Here is a 19239-nt window from a genome sequence, read left to right on the forward strand (position 1 = left end):
GCTGCTCGCGGAAGCCGAAGTGCCGTACGACCTCGTGTACGAGATGGAGGACATCAACAACGAGTTCGGCCAGACCGACGTGGTGCTGGTGCTCGGCGCGAACGACGTGGTGAACCCGGCGGCAAAGAACGATCCGAAGTCGCCGATCGCGGGCATGCCGATCATCGAGGCGTACAAGGCGCGCACGATCATCGTCAACAAGCGCTCGATGGCGGCGGGTTACGCCGGTCTCGACAACGAGCTCTTCTACATGGACAAGACGATGATGGTGTTCGGTGACGCGAAGAAGGTGATCGAGGATATGGTGAAGTCGGTCGAATAAGCCATAAGCGCAGATGGCCCTGACGCCGCGGGCAACGCTGCGGCGTCAGCGCTGTTTCGCCCGCACCACCCGCAGAAAGTCCGCGAGACGTCGGCCTTCGATGTCGGGAAACGGCTCCTGCAGTTCGACGTCCCGCATCCGGTCGATGTCGAAGTTGCGGAAGTCGTTGCGCAGTTCGCACCACGCGCCGGTCGTCCAGCGCGCGCCCCAATACGCGAGACCGAGCGGCCACACGCGTCGCTCGGTTTGCGCACCGTCGCGGTCCTGATACGCGAAGCGCGCAACGCGCCGCCCGTCGATCGCCTGATGCAGCAGATCGACCTTCGCGGAAAACTCCGGCTTGATGTGAAACGACGGCGCGTAGATCGGCAGCCGGTCAAGCGTTGCGCGCCGGTCGGCGGGCATCGCGGACGCGATCTTCGCGAGCGCACCGCGCGCGCCCGACGCGAACCCCGCGCCGCCCCAGGTTTCGAGCATGCGCGCACCGGCCGCGAGCGCAGCGAGTTCGTCGGCGGTGAAGGTGAGCGGCGGCAGGCTCGCGTTGCGATTCAGCCGGTAACCGATGCCCGCTTCGCCTTCGATCGGCACCCCTGACAGTTGCAGATCGCGCACGTCGCGATAGACCGTGCGCAGCGACACGTGCAGCCACTCCGCGAGCTGCTGCGCAGTCGTGAGGCGGCGGCCGCGCAGCAGCTCGGCGATCTGGAACAGGCGGTCGGCGCGGCGGGTCATCGTGAAGGCCAGGCGACTGGGAAGAAAGACGGTGTCGCGATGATAGCGCCGCATCGTCCGCTCCGGCGGTCGTGGCTTCGTAGCGCCCGTACCGCGAGAGCCGAGCGCGCGGCTGCTGCGGCTGCAGCGGTTGCGTTCAGCCGTTAGCGGGCGAATGCAGCCCGATGCGGTTGCCCTCGCTGTCGGTGAAGAACGCGATGTAGCCGATGTCGTTCGGCAACTGGACCGCCGGCCCCTGCGTCTTGCCACCAGCACGTTCGATGCGCGCGAGCGCGGCATCGACGTTCGGCGTCGCGTTCAGATAGAGCGTCGCGCCGTCGAGCGCCGGCTGATGATCGCCGCGTTCGATGAGGCAGCCGCCGGTGCATGGCTGGTCGTATGCGAACACTGCGATGGTCTCGGTGCCGAGCTGCTCGCGGTGCAGCTTCGTATCGAGCGCGGCTTCGTAGAAGCGCGTCGCGCGATCGATGTCGGCGACGGGGATTTCGAACCACGACAGGACGCGTTGCGGATTGGCTGACATGACGATTCTCCTTGGGATCACTGCGATGAATGAACGCCGGATGGCGTGACCGCAGTGTGCGTGGGGGTTACTGACAGCGTGCTGTCAGTAGCTGGCAGCGAATCCGCATTTCATCCACATCACTTGACATGCAACCAAAAGGTTGCATAATTCAGCAAACGATCCCGCACGATCCATGGACCTGGTTTTCAAGGCGCTGGCCGATCCAACCCGCCGTCAACTGCTCGATCTGCTCCATGCGCACAACGGGCAGACGCTCGGCGAGCTCTGCGAAGGGCTCGACATGAGCCGGCAGGCGGTGAGCAAGCATCTCGCGCTGCTCGAGGAAGCGAACCTCGTCGCGGTGGTCTGGCGCGGGCGCGAAAAGCTGCATTACCTGAACCCGGTGCCGATCCACGAAATCGCGGAGCGCTGGATCGGCAAGTTCGAACGCAACCGGCTGCGCGTGCTGCACGACCTGAAGCGTCATCTGGAAGGCGATGACGGCGCGGCCCGGCGCCGCACCCATGAAGACAATGAAGGAGGCGGTGATGAGCAAACCTGAATTCGTCTACGTCACGTATATCGCGTCGACGCCGCAGAAGGTGTTCGATGCGCTGCGCGACCCGGAGCTGACGAAGGACTACTGGGGGCGCGGCCGTCCGGTGTCGGACTGGCAGCCCGGCTCGCGCTGGGAGTACCAGCATTACGACGACGCGTCGCAGGTCGACGTGGTCGGCACGGTGCTCGAGTGCGAGCCGCCGCGGCGGTTGGTCGTGACGTGGGGAAAGCCGGGACGCACCGGCGAATCGCGCGTCACGTACCAGATCGACGACGCGTTCGGCGCCGTCCGTCTGACCGTCACGCACGATCAGCTCGAAGGCGACCCGGAAACGGCGAAGGGCATTTCGCAAGGCTGGCCCGCGGTGCTGTCGAGCCTCAAGTCGCTGCTCGAAACCGGCGAGGCGATGGCGATGACGAAGCAGCGCTGGGGCAACTGCTCGAAGTGAACGAACGAAGCGGCGGCGCGCTTACGACGCCGCGTTCGTATCTCCCGCCGGCCGCTGCCGCACGCTGCCCGCGATCAGATCGAAGCGGAACAGCCGGCATTCGAGCGCGCCATTGAAGAGCGGCGTTTTCGCCGATTCGCGCAGCCGCAACTGGCCCGGCAGCTTGCGGTCCGACGTCAGCACGAACGCGTGCCATCCGGTGAAGCGCTGCTTCAGCGCGTCGCCGAGCGCCTGGAAGAACTCGGCATCGGGCGCGTCGGCGTGCGCACGGTGGAAAGTGTCATCGCGCGAATCGCGCTCGCGCGTGCGCACTTCGCCACGCGGACCACGGCCACGCACCTCGATCCGCTCGCCATACGGCGGGTTCGCGACCAGAATGCCGGGCCCGGCGGCGGGCGGCGTCATGCCGCGCGCGTCGAGCTGCTTGAGCGGAATGCTGTCGAAGCCCGCGCGCTCGAAGTTGGCGCGCGCCTTCTCGAGCATGTCGCCCGAGATGTCGCTGCCGTAGATCTGCAGATGTTTCTTGCCGCCGCGTGCCGCGCGCTTCGCGTCGATGGCCGCGCTCTTCAGCGCCTGCCATGCGCTCACGTCGTACTGGCGCAGCTTCTCGAAGCCGAACCGGCGCTCCACACCCGGCGCAATATCCAGCGCGACCTGCGTGGCTTCCGCGAGGAAGGTGCCGCTGCCGCACATCGGGTCGTACAGCGGCACGTCCGGCGTCCAGCCGGTCAGCCGCAGGATACCGGCCGCGAGGTTCTCGCGCAGCGGCGCCGCGCCCTTGTCGAGCCGCCAGCCGCGCTTGAAGAGCGGCTCGCCGGATGTGTCGAGGTACAGCGTGCATTCGGTTGCGGTGAGGAACACGAACACGCGCACGTCGGGGTACGCGGTATCGACGCTCGGCCGTGCGCCGCTCACGTCGCGCAGCCGGTCGCATACCGCGTCTTTCACGCGCAGCGTCGCGAACTCGAGGCTGCGTAGCGGCGACTTGATCGCGGTCGTATCGACGCGCAGCGTCTCGTTCGCCGAGAACCACTGCTCCCAGCGCTGTTCGAGCGCGAGCGCGTAGATGTCCTGCTCGTTGCGATACGGACGCTCCGCGATCTTCAGCAGCACGCGGCTCGCGATGCGCGAGTGCAGGTTGACGGCCATGCCGGCCGGCCAGCCGCCGCGGAAGTGGACGCCGCCGGGCACCTGCGCGCCGGGCGTGAACGCCGCGCCGTTCAGGCGATTCGCCGCGATGTCGGTGAGTTCGGCGGCCAGCGCGGCTTCGAGCCCGCGCGGACAGGGGATGAAAAAGTCGAAAGACATGGAGAGTGCCGGAAGGCTCGGACAGAAGGCGATATTGTACGCGGCGCCATCGCCAATGAAAAAGGCGCCCGGCCGTCGAAGACCGGACGCCTTCTATCGCGTCTGCGCGCGCGATCCGGCGAGCAGCGTCGGCTACTTCGCCGCGAGCGGCGCCGCGCCTTCGGTCGGGCACGGCAGCACCGGCTGCGGACGTGCGACGGGCGCGGCGCTCCTCGATTTTCCGGGCGATGAAGACGAGCCCATCGGTGCCATCGGTTGCGGCGCCGACGCGAGCTCGCGCACGGCCGCGGCGATTTCCGTCGAGATCTGCGCGACCGCGCGACGATGGCCATCGACGAGCGCGTCGTAGCCGCTCTGCACCGGCTCGCTGATGGTGCTGCGGCAGGTCATCACCGTATCCGTCTTCACCGCGCGCACGCTCCACACGGCATCGATCAGCGCATGCGAGCCGGGCCACGATTCGAAGCGCTGCACGTTCACGCTGACGCGATACACCGGCATGCCTTGCGGGTAGGCAGTGCCGTACACGTCGATGGTGTCGAGCTGCTGTGTGAGGTCCGCCGACAGCGCGCGGCGGATTTCGTCGGAGGGCAGCGACGCCCAGCGCTGCTGCTCGAGCACGTCGACCTGGGTCGGCGCGGTCTGCACGACGAACTGATATTTCGCGACCTGCGCCGGCACGTCGATCGGCGGGACTTCGATCAGCAGCGACGGGTGCGTCGCAGTGCGCGCCGCGCTCGCGGCCTGAGCGGCGGGCGCGCTGTCCGCGCTCAGCGTGTAGAAGTGGCTCGCCGGCGACGCGCACGCGGCGAGCAGACCGAGCGCGGCGAACGCCGCACAGGCGGCGAGGCGCGACGTCACGCGCGGGACTGACATCATGGTTTATCTCCTGATTTACCGCGCAGCAGCGATTCGGGATGTCGTTCGAGGTAGTCGGCGAGCGCGTTGAGCGACTGCAGCGTGCGCGTCAGCTCCTGCATTGCCTGGTGGACGTCGGACTGCAGCGGCGAGTCCTGCTGCAGCGTGGCCTGCGCGGAGGTGAACGTGTCGTGCGCGGCCTTCAGCGTGTCGCGCGCCTGCGGCATCACCTGGCTGTTCAGCTGGTCGAACAGCTTGTTCGCGTTCTGCAGCGAGTCGTTCAGGTTGTTGCCGATCTTGTCGAACGGAACGGCATCGAGCTTCTTCGCGATATCGGCGACCTGCACCTGCAGTTCGTCGAGCGTGTTCGGCATGGTCGGCAGCACGATCGGATCCTGCGAGATGTCGACCTTCGCGCGCGGCGCCTTCGGGAAGATGTCGAGCGCGATATACAGCTGGCTCGTGATCAGGTTGCCGGTGCGCAGCTGGCCGCGCAGCCCGTTCGCGACGAGGTCCTCCAGCAGCTGGTGCTGCGCGGGCGTGCCTTGCGCCGGCAGTTGATCGCGAGAACGGCGGCGCAGACGGTCCGGATAGATGTCCATCGTGACCGGCATCGTGAAGTTGCGCGCCTTCGGGTCGTATTCGACGCCGATGTTCGTCACCTGGCCGAGCACGATGCCGCGGAAGTCGACCGACGCGCCGACCGACAGGCCGCGCAGCGACTGGTTGAAGTTCATCACGACGCGCACCGGCGTGCCGTCCGGCTCGCGCATTGCGTCCGATTCGTCGGCGGCGAGGCGGAAGGTTTGATCGTCCGGCGCCTGTTCGCCGACCGACTGCCCTGGCGGCGACTGGAACGCGAGACCGCCGACGATCACCGTAGCGAGCGACTGCGTGTTCAGCGTGAAGCCGTTCGAATCGAGCCGCAGGTCGACGCCGCTTGCGTGCCACCAGCGCGAGTTGGTGCCGACGTACTGGTCGTATGGCGCGGAGACGAACACCTGGATCGTCACGCCGGTGCCGTCCTTGTCGAGCGAGAAGCCGACCACCTGACCGACCTGCACGCGCCGGTAGTAGATCGGCGAGCCGATGTCGATCGAGCCGAGCGATTCGCCGCGTAACGTGAAGCGGCGCCCCTTCTGGTCGCCAGTGACGGCGGGTGGCGTTTCGAGGCCGACGAAATTGTGCTCGGTCTCCTTCGAGCGTCCGGCATCGACGCCGATGTACGCGCCCGACAGCAGTGTGGTGAGCCCCGATACGCCGGTCGTGCCGACCCGTGGCCGCACGACCCAGAAGCGCGTGTCCTTCACCGCGAAATCCTGTGCTTCCTTCGTGAGTTCGACTTCGACGAGCACGCGCGACAGGTTCGTCGACAGCCGGATGCTCTTCACGGTGCCGATGTCCACGTCCTTGAACTTGACCTTGGTCTTGCCCGGCTCGAGTCCCTCCGCGGTGTTGAAGCTGATGGTGACTGTGGGGCCGCGCTCCAGGACCGTTTTCACGACCAGCGTGATACCGATCAGCGCGGCGATGAGCGGAATTACCCACACGAGCGAAGGCAACCAGCCCCGCTTCGTGTCGATGTCGGGCTCCGGCAGATCCGGCGGCACGACAGGGCGGGTCGGTTCGTTGCGCGGTGCGCCGGGATCGGAGTTCGGTCCTTGCGGGCTGGTCATGGATGGGGGTCCTGAGAGTTTTTCGTATCGCTGTCGATCGGGTCCCAGATGAGCCGTGGATCGAACTGCATCGACGCGATCATCGTCAGCACGACGACCGAGCCGAACGCGATCGCGCCCGGTCCGGCCGTGATCACCGCGAGCGACTGGAAGCGCACGAGCGCGACCGTCATCGTGATCACGAACACGTCGAGCATCGACCAGCGGCCGATCCGCTCGACGATGCGGTAGAGCGTGGTGCGTTCATGCGGGCGCCAGCGCGAGCGGTTCTGCGCGGTGATCGTGAGCAGCGCGAGCACGCTCAGCTTGAGCATCGGCACGAGGATGCTCGCGATGAACACGATGATGGAGAGCGGCCAGTCGCCCGAGGTCCAGAAATAGACGACGCCGCTCATGATCGTATCGTCCTCCGAACCGACGAGCGACGCCGTGTGCATGACCGGCAGCAGGTTCGCGGGAATGTACAGCAGCGCCGCGGCAATCAGCAGAGCCCAGGTGCGCATCAGGCTGTCCGGGTGGCGCCGGTGCAGCACGGCGCCGCAGCGCGTACAGCGTTGCGGCTCGATGGATCGCACGTGGCGCAGCACCTGGCCACAGGCGTGGCAGACGACGAGACCGGTGCGCAGCGCGGTGGGGTATCGCATGATGCGTTTATCCTTCTCCGCCCGGCGCGGATTGCCCGACCGTGACCGAACGGGCCTTGTTCGCCACCACTTCGGGCGGCAGCCTGCCATTGCGCTTGCCTTGCCGTGCCGCGGCTTCGCGCTCCGCCAGTTCGTCGGCGATGTCCCACAGCGTGCGCGGATCGAACGTGACCACGACTGCGAACATCAGCGTCAGCGCGGCGAACGCGAAGATTGCCGCCTCGGGGATCACGCGCGCGAGACTCGTCATCTTCACGACGGTGACGAGCACGCCCAGCATGAAGACCTCGATCATGCCCCACGGGCGCACGAACTGGATGGCGCGCAGCACGCGGTTGAAACCCGCGGGCACATGGCCGGCGCGGATCGGCAGCATCACGTACAGCAGCGCGAGCAACTCGGTGAGGGGAAACAGCGTGGTGGACAGGAACACCATCACCGCGACGATCTGCATGTCCTGATTCCACAGCGCGACGAGCGCGCCGAACAGCGTGGTCTGGCTCGTGATGCCGTTTGTTTCGAGTTCGAGAATCGGATAAGCCTGCGCGATCAGAAACGTGATCAATGCGCCGAAGGTCATCGCGCAGACGCGATCGAGCCGGCCGGGCGAACTGTGCCGCACCAGCGTCGCGCCGCAACGCGGGCAGTGCGCAGTGGCGCGCCCGGCAAGCTTCGGCTTGCGGTACAGCGCGTCGCACTCGTGGCACGCGATCAGATTGTCTTGTTCCATGCGCAGAGCGTGTGACTTCGGTGGAGCGTGATGACCTGACCGGCACGCACGCGAGCCCGCCAGGAATTCTGCTGCAATAGTATCAAAGGCGCCTCTCGAGAAACGTCTGTATTCCGCGGCCGAAGGCGCCTGAAGTCTAGCCGAACTGTCACGTCGTGTTGGGACCGTTTTGAGCGTGCGATCGTTCCACTCGTTGCGCGCGTCCGAAAGGCGGCGAAGCCAGGAGCGCGTGACCCATCTCGCCGACCTCCCGCGGGTGCTGGCGGATCGAAAGCCGGAACGCCCTCGCACACCGCGTGCCTGGCCCCGGGGCATATCGTTATCCGAACAGTCTACGAAAGATTGGGTAACCGGATTTTCGCCAGTGGAGAATAATGTCGTACCAACCGGCTGCGTATCGAACCCGTCGCGCGCTTCGTCTGCGTGTGCCGAAGGAAGAGCCGGACGTCGTCGTCACATTTTCGATCGCGGGTTCGTCATGCCACCCACTCCGTCGTTCGGGCCTCACGATTCGTACACGCGCACGGCCATAGCGTTTCACTGGCTGATCGCGCTGCTGATCGTCTGCGGCTTCGCGCTCGGCTGGGTCATGACCGATATCCCCGGCTTCACGCCCACCAAGCTGCGCTACTTCTCGTGGCACAAGTGGATCGGCGTGACGGTGTTCGCGCTGGCCGTGCTGCGCATCCTGTGGCGCGCCACCCACGGCGCGCCGCCGCTGCCGCGGCGGATGTCCGCCTGGCAGCGGGCGGCCGCGAATCTGACGCACTTCGCGCTGTACGCGCTGATGATCGTGATTCCGGTGTCCGGTTACCTGTACAGTTCGGCGGCGAACGTGCCGGTCGTCTATCTCGGGTTGATCCCGCTGCCGCGCCTGATCGCGCCGGATCCTGTCCTGAAGGTCGTGCTGAAGGACGTGCACATCACGCTCAACTATGTGCTGCTCGTGCTCGTGTGCGTGCACGTGCTGGCCGCGCTGAAGCATCAATTGATCGATCGCGACGGGCTGCTCGCGCGGATGCTGCCGTTTTTGCGGTAGGCAGCCGCCTGGAGCTCACCCGGGCTCACCAGGGCGAACCCGCGAACGCTCGCGCAGAACAATTTTTTCAGGTACATAGTGGCGCAGGCCCCGGAGCGGCGACGCGTGCCCGCAGTCCGGCCGGCTGTGCGATTTTCGTCGCGGAGACGATTGCAACGAGCGATCACAACCAGCGCGCGCGTGGAGATCCTGATGGGTGCAACGACAGCCGCAGCCGCAACGGCGAGCGGGCGGGGAGCGTGGCGCATGGTGGTGGCCGCATCGATCGGCAATGCGCTCGAGTGGTTCGATCTGGTCGTCTACGGCTTTTTCGCCGTCGTCATTTCAAAGCTGTTCTTTCCGGCGGGCAACGATACGGTTTCGCTGCTGCTGACGCTCGGCACGTTCGGCGTGTCGTTCTTCATGCGGCCGCTCGGCGCGATCGTGCTCGGCGCCTACGCGGACCGGCACGGGCGCAAGGCGGCGCTCACCCTGTCGATCCTGCTGATGATGGCAGGCACGCTGATCATCGCGGTGCTGCCCACGTACGATACGATAGGCGTCGCGGCGCCGCTGATTCTCGTATTCGCGCGGTTGATGCAGGGGTTCTCGGCGGGCGGCGAGTTCGGCAGCGCCACCGCGTATCTCGCCGAGCACGTGCCGGGCCGGCGCGGCTTCTTCGCGAGCTGGCAGATCGCGAGCCAGGGGCTGACCACGCTGCTCGCGGCCGGCTTCGGCACATTGCTCACCGGATCGTTGACGGCGCTGCAGATGGCCGCGTGGGGCTGGCGGGTGCCGTTCTTCTTCGGCCTCCTGATCGGGCCGGTTGCGTGGTTCATCCGCACGAAGCTCGACGAAACGCCCGAGTTCCTCGCCGCCGACACTACAGCGTCGCCGCTGCGCGACACCTTCGCATCGCAGAAGCTGCGGCTCGCGGTCGCGATCGGCGTGGTGGTGCTCGCGACTGTCGCCACTTACCTCGTGCTGTTCATGCCCACCTACGCGATCAAGCAGCTCGGGCTGTCGCCGTCTTCGGCGTTCGCGGCGATCGTGTCGATCGGCGTGATCCAGCTGGTGCTCTCGCCGGTGATCGGCCATCTGTCGGATCTGCACGGCCGCACGCGGATCATGTTCGTGGCGGGCGCGCTCCTGCTCGTGCTGGTGCTGCCGGGCTTCCTGTATCTCGTCGCGCATCCGACCTTCGGCACGCTGCTCGTCGTCGAGATCCTGTTCGGCCTGCTTCTGACCGGCTATTTCGCGGCGATGCCCGGCCTGCTGTCGGAACTGTTTCCGGTGCAGACGCGCACGACGGGCATGTCGCTCGGCTATAACATCGCGGTGACGGTGTTTGGCGGATTCGGTCCGTTCATCATCGCGTGGCTGATCCGCGAAACGGGCCTGAAGGTCGCGCCGAGTTTCTACCTGATGTTTGCGGCGGTGATCAGTCTTGTGGCGCTGGTGGTGGCGCGGCGCAAGCTCGGCTTCAAGTAAAGCGGGCAGGGCAGAGCCGGTCCGCCAAAAGCAAAAGGCCGATTCGCAGGAATCGGCCTTTTTTCAACTGCGTTCTGACTGCTTCCGCCGCGCCGCGGAATCCGGCGCAGCAGCGGACGATCAGACCTGCGCGCCGGCGTTCGGATCGTTCGGATCGTGCGCGGCCTTCTTTTCCTTGATCAGGTCCTCGCGCTTCACGCCGAGCCACATCGCGAGCGCGGCGGCAACGAACACCGACGAGTAGATACCGAACAGGATACCGACCGTCAGCGCAAGCGCGAAGTAGTGCAGCGTCGGGCCGCCGAACAGGAACATCGACAGCACCATCATCTGCGTACAGCCGTGCGTGATGATGGTTCGCGACATCGTGCTCGTGATGCCGTGGTTGATCACTTCCATCACCGAGAGTTTGCGCTCGCGGCGGAAGGTTTCGCGGATCCGGTCGAAGATAACCACCGACTCGTTCACCGAGTAGCCGAGCACCGCGAGCACCGCGGCCAGCACCGACAGCGAGAACTCCCACTGGAAGAACGCGAAGAAGCCGAGAATGATCACCACGTCGTGCAGGTTGGCGATCACGCCGGCCACCGCGTACTTCCATTCGAAGCGGAACGACAGGTAGATCACGATGCCGACGACCACGCACGCGAGCGCCAGCAGACCGTTGGTGGCCAGCTCCTTGCCTACCTGCGGACCGACGAACTCGACGCTTTGCAACTGCACGCCAGGCGTGTCCTGGTTCAGCGACGCCATCACCTGATCGCTCTGCTGCGCGGACGTCAGACCGTGCTTCACCGGCAGACGGATCATCACGTTGCGCGACGTGCCGAAGCTTTGCACCTGCGCATCGCTGTAGCCGATCTTATCGAGCGTGGTGCGGACGGGTTCGAGCGGCACCGCCTGTGGATACTGCACCTCGAGCACCGTGCCGCCGGTGAATTCGATGGAAAGGTGCAGCCCGCGGTGAATCAGGAAGAACACGGCAGCGATGAACGTCAGGAGCGAGATCGCGTTGAAGATCAACGCGCGCTGCATGAACGGAATGTCTTTACGGATGCGGAAAAATTCCATGTTCGTCTCCGGGACTCAGCGGGAAGAACCCGGTTTTCTGGGCTGCGCGGTCGGCGTGCCCGGCGCGTTGCGGCGACGCACGGTCGGCTTCGCGCGCGGGGCCGATTTGGACGGCTTCGATGCCGCGGTCACCGCGCGGCCGGTGTCGGTGTCCGCATCCGGCGAGGCGAGTGCGGCTGCGACTGAACCCGCGCCGACAGGTGTCGCGCCTTCCGGCCTCCACACCTGACCGATCGCGAGCGACTTCAGCTTCTTCTTGCCGCCGTACCAGAAATTCACGATACCGCGCGAGAAGAACACGGCCGAGAACATCGACGTAAGAATGCCGATACAGTGCACGGCCGCGAAGCCGCGCACCGGACCCGAGCCGAATGCGAGCAGCGCGAGACCGGCGATCAGCGTCGTCACGTTCGAGTCGAGAATCGTCGCCCATGCATGCGCGTAGCCGTTCTGGATGGCCAGCTGCGGCGGCGCGTTGTTGCGCAGCTCTTCACGCACGCGTTCGTTGATCAGCACGTTCGCGTCGATCGCCATACCGAGCGCGAGCGCGATAGCGGCGATACCCGGCAACGTAAGCGTGGCCTGCAACATGGACAGCACGGCGATCAGCAGCAGCAGGTTCACCGACAGGCCGATGATCGAGACCACGCCGAACAGCAGGTAGTACGCGATCATGAAGACGGCGATCGCGGCGAAACCGTAGACGACCGAGTCGAAGCCCTTCTTGATGTTGTCCGCGCCGAGGCTCGGGCCGATCGTGCGTTCCTCGATGATGTCCATCGGCGCCGCGAGCGAGCCGGCGCGCAGCAGCAGCGCGAGGTCGGTTGCCGCCTGCGGCGTGGGCTGGCCGGTGATCTGGAAGCGGTCGCCCAGTTCGGACTGGATGGTCGCGACCGTCAGCACTTCGCCCTTGCCCTTCTCGAACAGCACCATCGCCATCGGCTTGCCGATGTTGTCGCGCGACACCGCGCGCACGGCGCGGCCGCCGGCCGAGTCGAGCGTGATGTTGACGGACGGACGCTGGTGTTCGTCGAAGCCGGCCGACGCGTCGATGATGCGGTCGCCGGTGAAGATCACCTGCTTCTTCAGCAGCACCGGCGCCTGGTTGCCCTGCGTGAAGAGCTCGTCGCCTGCCGGCACCGGGTCGCCCGGATTCGGATGCAGGCCGAGCGGGTCGGCGAGGCGCGCTTCGAGCGTGGCCGTGCGGCCGATGATGTCCTTCGCCTTCGCCGTGTCCTGCACGCCCGGCAGTTCGACGACGATGCGGTCGTCGCCCTGTTGCTGGATCACCGGTTCCGACACGCCGAGTTCGTTCACCCGGTTGTGCAGCGTGGTGATGTTCTGCTTGAGTGCGGCGTCCTGTACGGCCTTCTGCACCTGCGGCGTGAACGTGCCGATCAGCTGCCAGCCGCCGCCGGTCGGCGCCTGCTGTTCATTCCACTGCAGTTCGGCGACGCCCGTGAGCAGTTCGCGACGCGCGGTTTCGGCGGTGTCCTTGTCGGCGAAGTCGATCACGACCGACTGGCCGACGCGGTTCGTGCCGCCGTCGCGGATGTTCTTGTCGCGCAGGATGGTGCGCGCGTCCGACGCGTCGGAATCGAGCTTCTTGTTCAGCGCGCCCGCCATGTCGACCTGCAGCAGGAAGTGCACGCCGCCGCGCAGGTCAAGACCGAGGTACATCGGCAGCGCGTGCAGCGCGGTCAGCCAGTTCGGCGATGCGCTCTGCAGGTTCAGCGCGACGACGTACGTCGGATCGTTCGGGTCGCTGTTCAGCGCCTTCGACAGCAGGTCCTTCACGTGCAGCTGCGTGTCCGTGTCGCGCACGCGCACGCGGATGTTCGCGTTGAGCGTGGAGTTGTCGAACGTGATGTCGTCAGGCTTGATGTTGTTCGAGGCGAGCGCGGTTTCGATGTTCGACAGCGTGCCGGAATCGAGCTTCACGGTGGCTTTGCCGCTCGACACCTGGACGGCCGGCGCTTCGCCGAAGAAGTTGGGCAACGTGTACAAGAGGCCGATGGCGAGCGCCACCAGCATGACGACGTATTTCCAGAGGGGGTAGCGATTCATGGGATGGCCCAACGGTAAGGTTGGCTTCTATGCGATGCGCCCGGCGATGTGCGCGAGAGAGGAGCGGGTCATGACAGCTGCCGCTGCTGGTTCGCGAGGCCGCGCCGGACGCGGGAGAGCAGGCCTTAGAGCGATTTGATCGTTCCCTTCGGGAGAATCGTGGTGATCGATCCCTTCTGCACGGTGATCTCCGTGCCTTCCGAGATTTCGACGCCCACGTACGCTTCGCCGACCTTCGTCACCTTGCCGACGATGCCGCCGTTCGTGACCACTTCATCGCCCTTCGCCATCGCGGAGAGCATGTTGCGATGTTCCTTCTGGCGCTTCATTTGCGGGCGGATCATGATGAAATACAGCACCGCGAACATCAGGATCAGCGGCAGGAAGCTCATCAGGCTCGATTCCGCTCCACCGGCAGAATTCTGTGCGAAGGCACTGGAAATGAACGACACGTTGGTCTCTCCGTTATAACGATCAAAAAAAGTCAGCCGAATATTCTACCACCTGCCATTGACCTGACGATCGGTGAATGCGCTTTGCGATCAAGCTGTTAAGCGCATCCGGCAGCGCGGGCATTCGCGTGGCATCCACGCGGTACCCGCGCGGTTTCCATTTCGGCAGTGGATTGTAATGCGTGCCGCGTCATGCGCGCCCGACTTGATGCGGGCGCATCCGTTCGCGCATCAGTCGACCCCTCTCGCACGGTCGTCCTGGAAGCGCCGGCGGAACGCATCGAACGTATGGCTTTCGATCGCCGCGCGGATCTCGCCCATCAGCTCCAGGTAGTAGTGCAGGTTGTGGATCGTGTTCAACTGCGCGCCGAGAATTTCGCCGACGCGATGCAGGTGGTGCAGATAGCCGCGCGTGAAGTTGCGGCAGGTGTAGCAGCCGCACTGTTCGTCGAGCGGGCGCAGCGAGTTGCGGTGCGTCGCGTTGCGGATCTTGATGTCGCCAAAGCGGGTGAAGAGCCAGCCGTTGCGCGCGTTGCGGGTGGGCATCACACAGTCGAACATGTCGACGCCGGCCGCCACGCCCGCCACCAGATCTTCCGGCGTGCCGACGCCCATCAGGTAGTGCGGCTTGTCGGCCGGCAGCTTCGGGCCGATGTGGTTCAGCACCCGCATCATGTCGTCCTTCGGTTCGCCGACCGACAGCCCGCCGATCGCGAGCCCGTGGAAGCCCATGTCTGCAAGACCCGCGAGCGACTCGTCGCGCAGATCCTCGAACATGCCGCCCTGGACGATGCCGAACAGTGCGTTCGGGTTGCCGAGGCGGCCGAATTCGTCGAGCGAACGCTGCGCCCAGCGCATCGACATGCGCATCGAGTCGGCGGCGTCCTGGTGCGACGTCGGCACGCCGTCGGTCGCATAGGGCGTGCACTCGTCGAACTGCATCACGATGTCCGAGTTCAGCACCTTCTGGATCTGCATCGACACTTCCGGCGACAGGAATAGCTTGTCGCCGTTGATCGGCGACGCGAACGTGACACCATCTTCGGTAATCTTGCGCAGATCGCCGAGCGAAAACACCTGAAAGCCGCCGGAATCGGTCAGAATGGGCCGCTTCCAGCCCATGAAGCCGTGCAGGCCGCCGTGCGCGTCGATCACGTCGAGCCCAGGGCGCAGCCACAGGTGAAACGTATTGCCGAGAATGATCTGCGCGCGGATTTCTTCGAGCTCGCGCGGCTGGATCGCTTTTACGGTGCCGTACGTGCCGACCGGCATGAAGATCGGCGTTTCGATCACGCCGTGATTGAGCTTCAGGCGGCCGCGGCGGGCCTGGCCATCGGTGGTGAGCAGTTCGAATTCGAGGCCGTTGGCGGGCTTTTGTGTACCGGCGCCGTTGTCGGCGCGGTTGTCGGTTTCGGCGCCCGGCGCGGCGTGGTCGTCGCGTGCGTGATCGGTATGACCCTGGGTCATGAAAACTCCTGTGCCACCGGAGAACAGTCCGGCGCAGATGGTGAACGCTGCCATCGCGCGATTCGCGACAGTGGCGGGTAAAACGGGCGATGCGGATGGCTGCGCGGCAGCGGCTGAGGCCGTGTGCACATGGCGTACGTTGCCGAGCGCTGCTTCAACGCGCATCGCGGCGGCGTGTCGCCGCGCGTTCGGCGCACCGCGGGCCGCATGGTGTCACGTGGTCGCGGCGAGCACAAGTGCGTAATGCCACGGGTTGCCGGCCTTGCGCGGCGCGGCTCTGCGGTCAGGCGTCTTCGCCCTTCGTCAGCAGCATCGCGTCGCCGTAGCTGAAAAAGCGGTAGCGTTCGTCGATCGCATGCCGGTAGGCCGCGCGGATCGTCTCGACGCCGGCGAATGCGGACACCAGCATCAGCAGCGTCGATTTCGGCAGGTGGAAGTTTGTCACCAGCCGGTCGACGATCCGGAACCGGTAGCCAGGCGTGATGAAGATGTCGGTTTCGGCGGCGGTCGCGGCGAGCGGGCGGCCCGCAGTCTCTGCGTCGCGCGCGGCGGCTTCGAGCGCGCGCATCGATGTCGTGCCGACGGCGATCACCTTGTTGCCGCGCGCTTTCACGGCCGCGATCCGGTCGACGAGCGCTTGCGGCAACGCATACCACTCGCTGTGCATCGTGTGTTCGGCGATGTTCTCGACGCGCACCGGCTGGAAGGTGCCCGCGCCGACGTGCAGCGTCAGCGTCGCGCGTTCCACGCCCATCGCGTCGAGCCGCGCGAACAGCGCGTCGTCGAAATGGAGACCGGCCGTCGGCGCGGCCACCGCGCCCGGATTGCGCGCGTAGACGGTCTGGTAGCGCGTTTCGTCGACGGCGTCGGGATCGTGCTCGATATACGGCGGCAGCGGCAGCCGGCCGTATTGCTCGATCAGCGTCAGGCAGTCGTCCGGGAAGTGCAGCGTGTAGAACGGCTCGACGCGCTCGCCCACGGTGACGTCGAACGCATCCGCCAGGCGCAGCGTTGTGCCCGGCTGCGGGCTCTTGCTCGCGCGCACCTGCGCGAGCGCGGTGCGCTCGCCGGTCAGCCGTTCGACCAGCACCTCGATGCGCCCGCCGCTGGCCTTCTGGCCGAGGAAGCGCGCTTTCAGCACCTTGGTATCGTTGAACACCAGCAGATCGCCCGGCTCGATGCACGCGGGCAGATCGGCGAACCGACGGTCGGTGAGAACGGGTGGCGCAGTACGGTTGTTCACCTCGAGCAGGCGGCTCGCGCTGCGCTCGGGCAACGCGGTTTGCGCGATCAGTTCGGGCGGCAGGTCGAAATCGAAATCGGAAAGCGTGAACATGCGGACTGACGTAACGGGATGGAAGCGGAATCGGGCGGGGTGCTTTGCGCGTTGCCACGGTGGCGTGGCGCGTTGTCGCTGCCGTGCGATCGGCGTACCGCCGATGTGCCGCACTGCCGGTCATGCATCGCAAAGCCGGGCCGGAGCGCCGTGACACGCCGCCGAGCGGCTATGATTGCGGGGCGGATGCCGGCCGCATGACCCGATTACCTGAAAGCCGATATTGTACTTGCGAAGCGACCCATGCCTTTGTCTTCCCGCCGCCTGACACCCGACACGGACGACGCCGCCACGCAGCGCGATCGCACCGCGCGTGACGACGCGAGCGTGGGGAGCACGCCCACGAAGGCTGCGCAGCCCGCTGTCGACGCTGCGGGGTCCGAAAAAACCAAGGGCAAACGCGGCGCCAAAAAAACTGCGGCGGCAGAAAAGCCGGCGGTTCGCACCACCGCCGACAAACTCGCGAAGCTCGGCCTCACCCGCGACATCGACCTCGTGCTGCATCTGCCGATGCGCTACGAAGACGAAACCGCACTCACCCCGATCGGCGAGCTGTTGCCCGGCGACACCACGCAGACCGAAGGCGTCGTGTTCGACAACGAAATCGCGTACCGGCCGCGCCGCCAGCTGCTCGTCAAAATGCGCGACGAGCGCGGCGACGAACTGATCCTGCGCTTTCTCAACTTCTACGGCTCGCAGGTCGCGCAGATGGCGATCGGCCGGCGGCTGCGGGTGCGCGGCGACGTGCGCGGCGGCTTCTTCGGGATGGAGATGGTGCATCCGGCCGTGCGCGTCGTCGATGAAGACACGCCGCTGCCGCAGGCGCTGACGCCCGTCTACCCGAGCACGGCGGGCATCACGCAGGCCTATCTGCGCAAGGCGATCGACAACGCGCTGTCGCGCGCGAGCCTGCCCGAGCTGTTGCCGGAGCCCGTCGCGCGCGAATCGCTGCAGCCGCTCGGCGTGCCGCCGCTGATGGACGCGGTGCGCACGCTGCACCATCCGCCCGCCGATGCCGACGAGACCGCGCTGATCGACGGCACGCATCCCGCGTGGACCCGCATCAAGTTCGAGGAACTGCTTGCGCAGCAGATGTCGTTGAAGCGCGCGCACGAGGCGCGCCGCACCCGCGCGGCGCCCGCGATGCCACGGCGGTCCGCGGCGGACGAAGGCTCGCTCGTCGCGCGGCTGCTGGCCGCGTTGCCGTTCAGCCTGACCGGCGCGCAGCAGCGCGTGGGCGCCCAGATCGCGCACGACCTGACGGAGCCGCATCCGATGCAGCGTCTGCTGCAGGGCGACGTCGGCAGCGGCAAGACGATCGTCGCGGCGCTCGCCGCCGCGCAGGCCATCGACGCCGGCTACCAGGCCGCGATGATGGCGCCCACCGAAATTCTCGCGGAGCAGCACGCGCGCAAGCTGCGCGGCTGGCTCGAACCGCTCGGCGTGCAGGTCGCATGGCTCGCCGGCAGCCTGAAGACGAAGGAGAAACGCGCCGCGCTCGAAGCCGCCGCGCTCGGCACCGCGCAGCTCGTGATTGGCACGCACGCGATCATCCAGGATACCGTCGAGTTCGCGCGACTTGGGCTCGTGATCGTCGACGAACAGCACCGTTTCGGTGTGGAACAGCGGCTTGCGCTGCGCGCGAAAGCGCAAAACGCCGCCGATGGCGCGGCGGACTTCCAGCCGCACCAGCTGATGATGTCCGCGACGCCGATTCCGCGCACGCTCGCAATGACCTACTACGCCGATCTCGATGTCTCGACGATCGACGAACTGCCGCCGGGCCGCACGCCGATCCTGACGAAGCTCGTGTCCGATGCGCGCCGCGGCGAGGTGATCGGCCGGGTGCGCGAGGCCGCGTTGACCGGGCGCCAGGTGTACTGGGTCTGTCCGCTGATCGAGGAAAGCGAGACGCTGCAGCTGCAGACGGCCGTCGAGACCTTCGAGACGCTCGTCGCCACGCTGCCGGAACTGCGGGTCGGGCTCGTGCACGGGCGCCTCGGGCCCGCGGAGAAGGCCGCGGTGATGGATGCGTTCAGCCGCAACGAGGTGCAGCTGCTCGTCGCGACGACCGTGATCGAAGTGGGCGTCGACGTGCCGAACGCATCGCTGATGGTGATCGAGCACGCGGAGCGCTTCGGCCTCGCGCAGCTGCATCAGCTGCGCGGCCGGGTGGGGCGCGGCACGGCGGCGTCCGTCTGCGTGCTGATGTACGCGACGCCGCTGTCACAAACGGCGCGCGCGCGCCTGCAGACGATGCGCGAAACCACCGACGGCTTCGAGATCGCGCGGCGCGACCTCGAAATTCGCGGTCCCGGCGAATTCCTCGGCGCGCGGCAGTCGGGCGCGGCGATGCTGCGCTTCGCCGATCTGGAGCAGGACGGCTGGCTGATCGAGCCGGCGCGCGATGCGGCGGCGCGGCTGCTGGAGGGCTGGCCCGACGTCGTGACCCAGCACCTCGCGCGCTGGCTCGGCGCCCGCGAGCACTATCTGAAAGCCTGACTGAACGAAGACCGGATATGCATCCGGCCCTTTCGTGCCGCTTGAATATTGGC

General features: G+C 66.4%; 18 protein-coding genes. 6 read left to right on the plus strand and 12 right to left on the minus strand.

The genetic code is table 11. The features are described from left to right. Positions 1-322: NAD(P)(+) transhydrogenase (Re/Si-specific) subunit beta (locus DVS29_RS26440; protein WP_164707991.1), on the plus strand; the 322-nt coding region annotated here is incomplete at its 5' end. A 45-nt stretch (positions 323-367) separates the two neighbouring features. Here DVS29_RS26440 and DVS29_RS26445 read toward each other — a convergent pair. Then, positions 368-1108 (minus strand): helix-turn-helix transcriptional regulator, encoded by a 741-nt coding sequence (locus DVS29_RS26445; RefSeq protein ID WP_118183485.1) that lies wholly within the window; start codon positions 1106-1108, stop codon positions 368-370. A gap of 82 nt (positions 1109-1190) precedes the next feature. Next, the gene (locus DVS29_RS26450; protein ID WP_118183486.1) at positions 1191-1577 is read right to left on the minus strand and encodes a VOC family protein; all 387 of its coding nucleotides are present in this window, start codon (positions 1575-1577) and stop codon (positions 1191-1193) included. A 175-nt stretch (positions 1578-1752) separates the two neighbouring features. Here DVS29_RS26450 and DVS29_RS26455 point away from each other — a divergent pair, with 175 nt between their 5' ends. Both DVS29_RS26455 and DVS29_RS26460 read left to right on the plus strand, forming a co-directional pair. Next, positions 1753-2121 carry an ArsR/SmtB family transcription factor gene (locus tag DVS29_RS26455; RefSeq protein ID WP_118183487.1) on the plus strand — a complete coding sequence of 123 codons (369 nt, stop codon included), beginning with the start codon at positions 1753-1755 and terminating at the stop codon, positions 2119-2121. Then, on the plus strand, positions 2108-2566 hold the full coding sequence (locus DVS29_RS26460; RefSeq protein WP_118183488.1) for an SRPBCC family protein: 459 nt from the start codon (positions 2108-2110) through the stop codon (positions 2564-2566). Before DVS29_RS26455 ends, DVS29_RS26460 begins: the two co-directional genes overlap by 14 nt. Before the next feature lie 21 nt (positions 2567-2587). Here the strand turns inward: DVS29_RS26460 and DVS29_RS26465 are convergent, their stop codons facing one another. The 5 genes from DVS29_RS26465 to DVS29_RS26485 all read right to left on the minus strand — a co-directional run bounded on the left by DVS29_RS26465 (position 2588) and on the right by DVS29_RS26485 (position 7782). Then, positions 2588-3874 (minus strand): THUMP domain-containing class I SAM-dependent RNA methyltransferase, encoded by a 1287-nt coding sequence (locus DVS29_RS26465; protein WP_118183489.1) that lies wholly within the window; start codon positions 3872-3874, stop codon positions 2588-2590. A 132-nt stretch (positions 3875-4006) separates the two neighbouring features. After that, positions 4007-4753 (minus strand): PqiC family protein, encoded by a 747-nt coding sequence (locus DVS29_RS26470; protein ID WP_118183490.1) that lies wholly within the window; start codon positions 4751-4753, stop codon positions 4007-4009. Beyond that, complete coding sequence (locus DVS29_RS26475; protein ID WP_118183491.1) at positions 4750-6408, minus strand: PqiB family protein; 1659 nt, start codon at positions 6406-6408, stop codon at positions 4750-4752. The genes DVS29_RS26470 and DVS29_RS26475 overlap by 4 nt, the downstream gene beginning before the upstream one ends. After that, complete coding sequence (locus tag DVS29_RS26480; RefSeq protein ID WP_118183492.1) at positions 6405-7052, minus strand: paraquat-inducible protein A; 648 nt, start codon at positions 7050-7052, stop codon at positions 6405-6407. Before DVS29_RS26480 ends, DVS29_RS26475 begins: the two co-directional genes overlap by 4 nt. Before the next feature lie 7 nt (positions 7053-7059). Next, the gene (locus DVS29_RS26485) at positions 7060-7782 is read right to left on the minus strand and encodes a paraquat-inducible protein A (protein ID WP_118183493.1); all 723 of its coding nucleotides are present in this window, start codon (positions 7780-7782) and stop codon (positions 7060-7062) included. Between the two features lie 478 nt (positions 7783-8260). On the opposite strand from DVS29_RS26485, the gene DVS29_RS26490 reads away from it, so the two are divergent. Both DVS29_RS26490 and DVS29_RS26495 read left to right on the plus strand, forming a co-directional pair. Continuing rightward, entirely contained in the window at positions 8261-8821 is a 561-nt protein-coding gene (locus DVS29_RS26490; RefSeq protein ID WP_118183494.1) for a cytochrome b, read from the plus strand. Between the two features lie 192 nt (positions 8822-9013). Beyond that, complete coding sequence (locus DVS29_RS26495) at positions 9014-10291, plus strand: MFS transporter (protein ID WP_118183495.1); 1278 nt, start codon at positions 9014-9016, stop codon at positions 10289-10291. Positions 10292-10411: 120 nt separating this feature from the next. Here the strand turns inward: DVS29_RS26495 and secF are convergent, their stop codons facing one another. The 5 genes from secF to queA form a co-directional block, all read right to left on the minus strand. Further along, positions 10412-11362 (minus strand): protein translocase subunit SecF, encoded by a 951-nt coding sequence (gene secF / locus DVS29_RS26500; protein WP_118183496.1) that lies wholly within the window; start codon positions 11360-11362, stop codon positions 10412-10414. A gap of 15 nt (positions 11363-11377) precedes the next feature. Further along, the gene (secD, locus tag DVS29_RS26505; protein WP_118183497.1) at positions 11378-13429 is read right to left on the minus strand and encodes a protein translocase subunit SecD; all 2052 of its coding nucleotides are present in this window, start codon (positions 13427-13429) and stop codon (positions 11378-11380) included. Positions 13430-13554: 125 nt separating this feature from the next. Then, a complete protein-coding gene (gene yajC, locus DVS29_RS26510) occupies positions 13555-13881 on the minus strand; it encodes a preprotein translocase subunit YajC (RefSeq protein WP_118183498.1) in 327 nt (108 codons plus the stop codon). 231 nt (positions 13882-14112) lie between these two features. Beyond that, positions 14113-15348 carry a tRNA guanosine(34) transglycosylase Tgt gene (gene tgt, locus DVS29_RS26515; RefSeq protein ID WP_118183499.1) on the minus strand — a complete coding sequence of 412 codons (1236 nt, stop codon included), beginning with the start codon at positions 15346-15348 and terminating at the stop codon, positions 14113-14115. A 283-nt stretch (positions 15349-15631) separates the two neighbouring features. Then, positions 15632-16684 (minus strand): tRNA preQ1(34) S-adenosylmethionine ribosyltransferase-isomerase QueA, encoded by a 1053-nt coding sequence (gene queA / locus DVS29_RS26525; protein WP_118183501.1) that lies wholly within the window; start codon positions 16682-16684, stop codon positions 15632-15634. 243 nt (positions 16685-16927) lie between these two features. Here queA and recG point away from each other — a divergent pair, with 243 nt between their 5' ends. Then, entirely contained in the window at positions 16928-19186 is a 2259-nt protein-coding gene (recG, locus tag DVS29_RS26530) for an ATP-dependent DNA helicase RecG (protein WP_118183502.1), read from the plus strand. Positions 19187-19239: the final 53 nt, after the last annotated feature.

The organism is Paraburkholderia phosphatilytica, assembly GCF_003443895.1.
In the GTDB taxonomy this organism is placed as follows: Bacteria; Pseudomonadota; Gammaproteobacteria; order Burkholderiales; family Burkholderiaceae; genus Paraburkholderia; species Paraburkholderia phosphatilytica.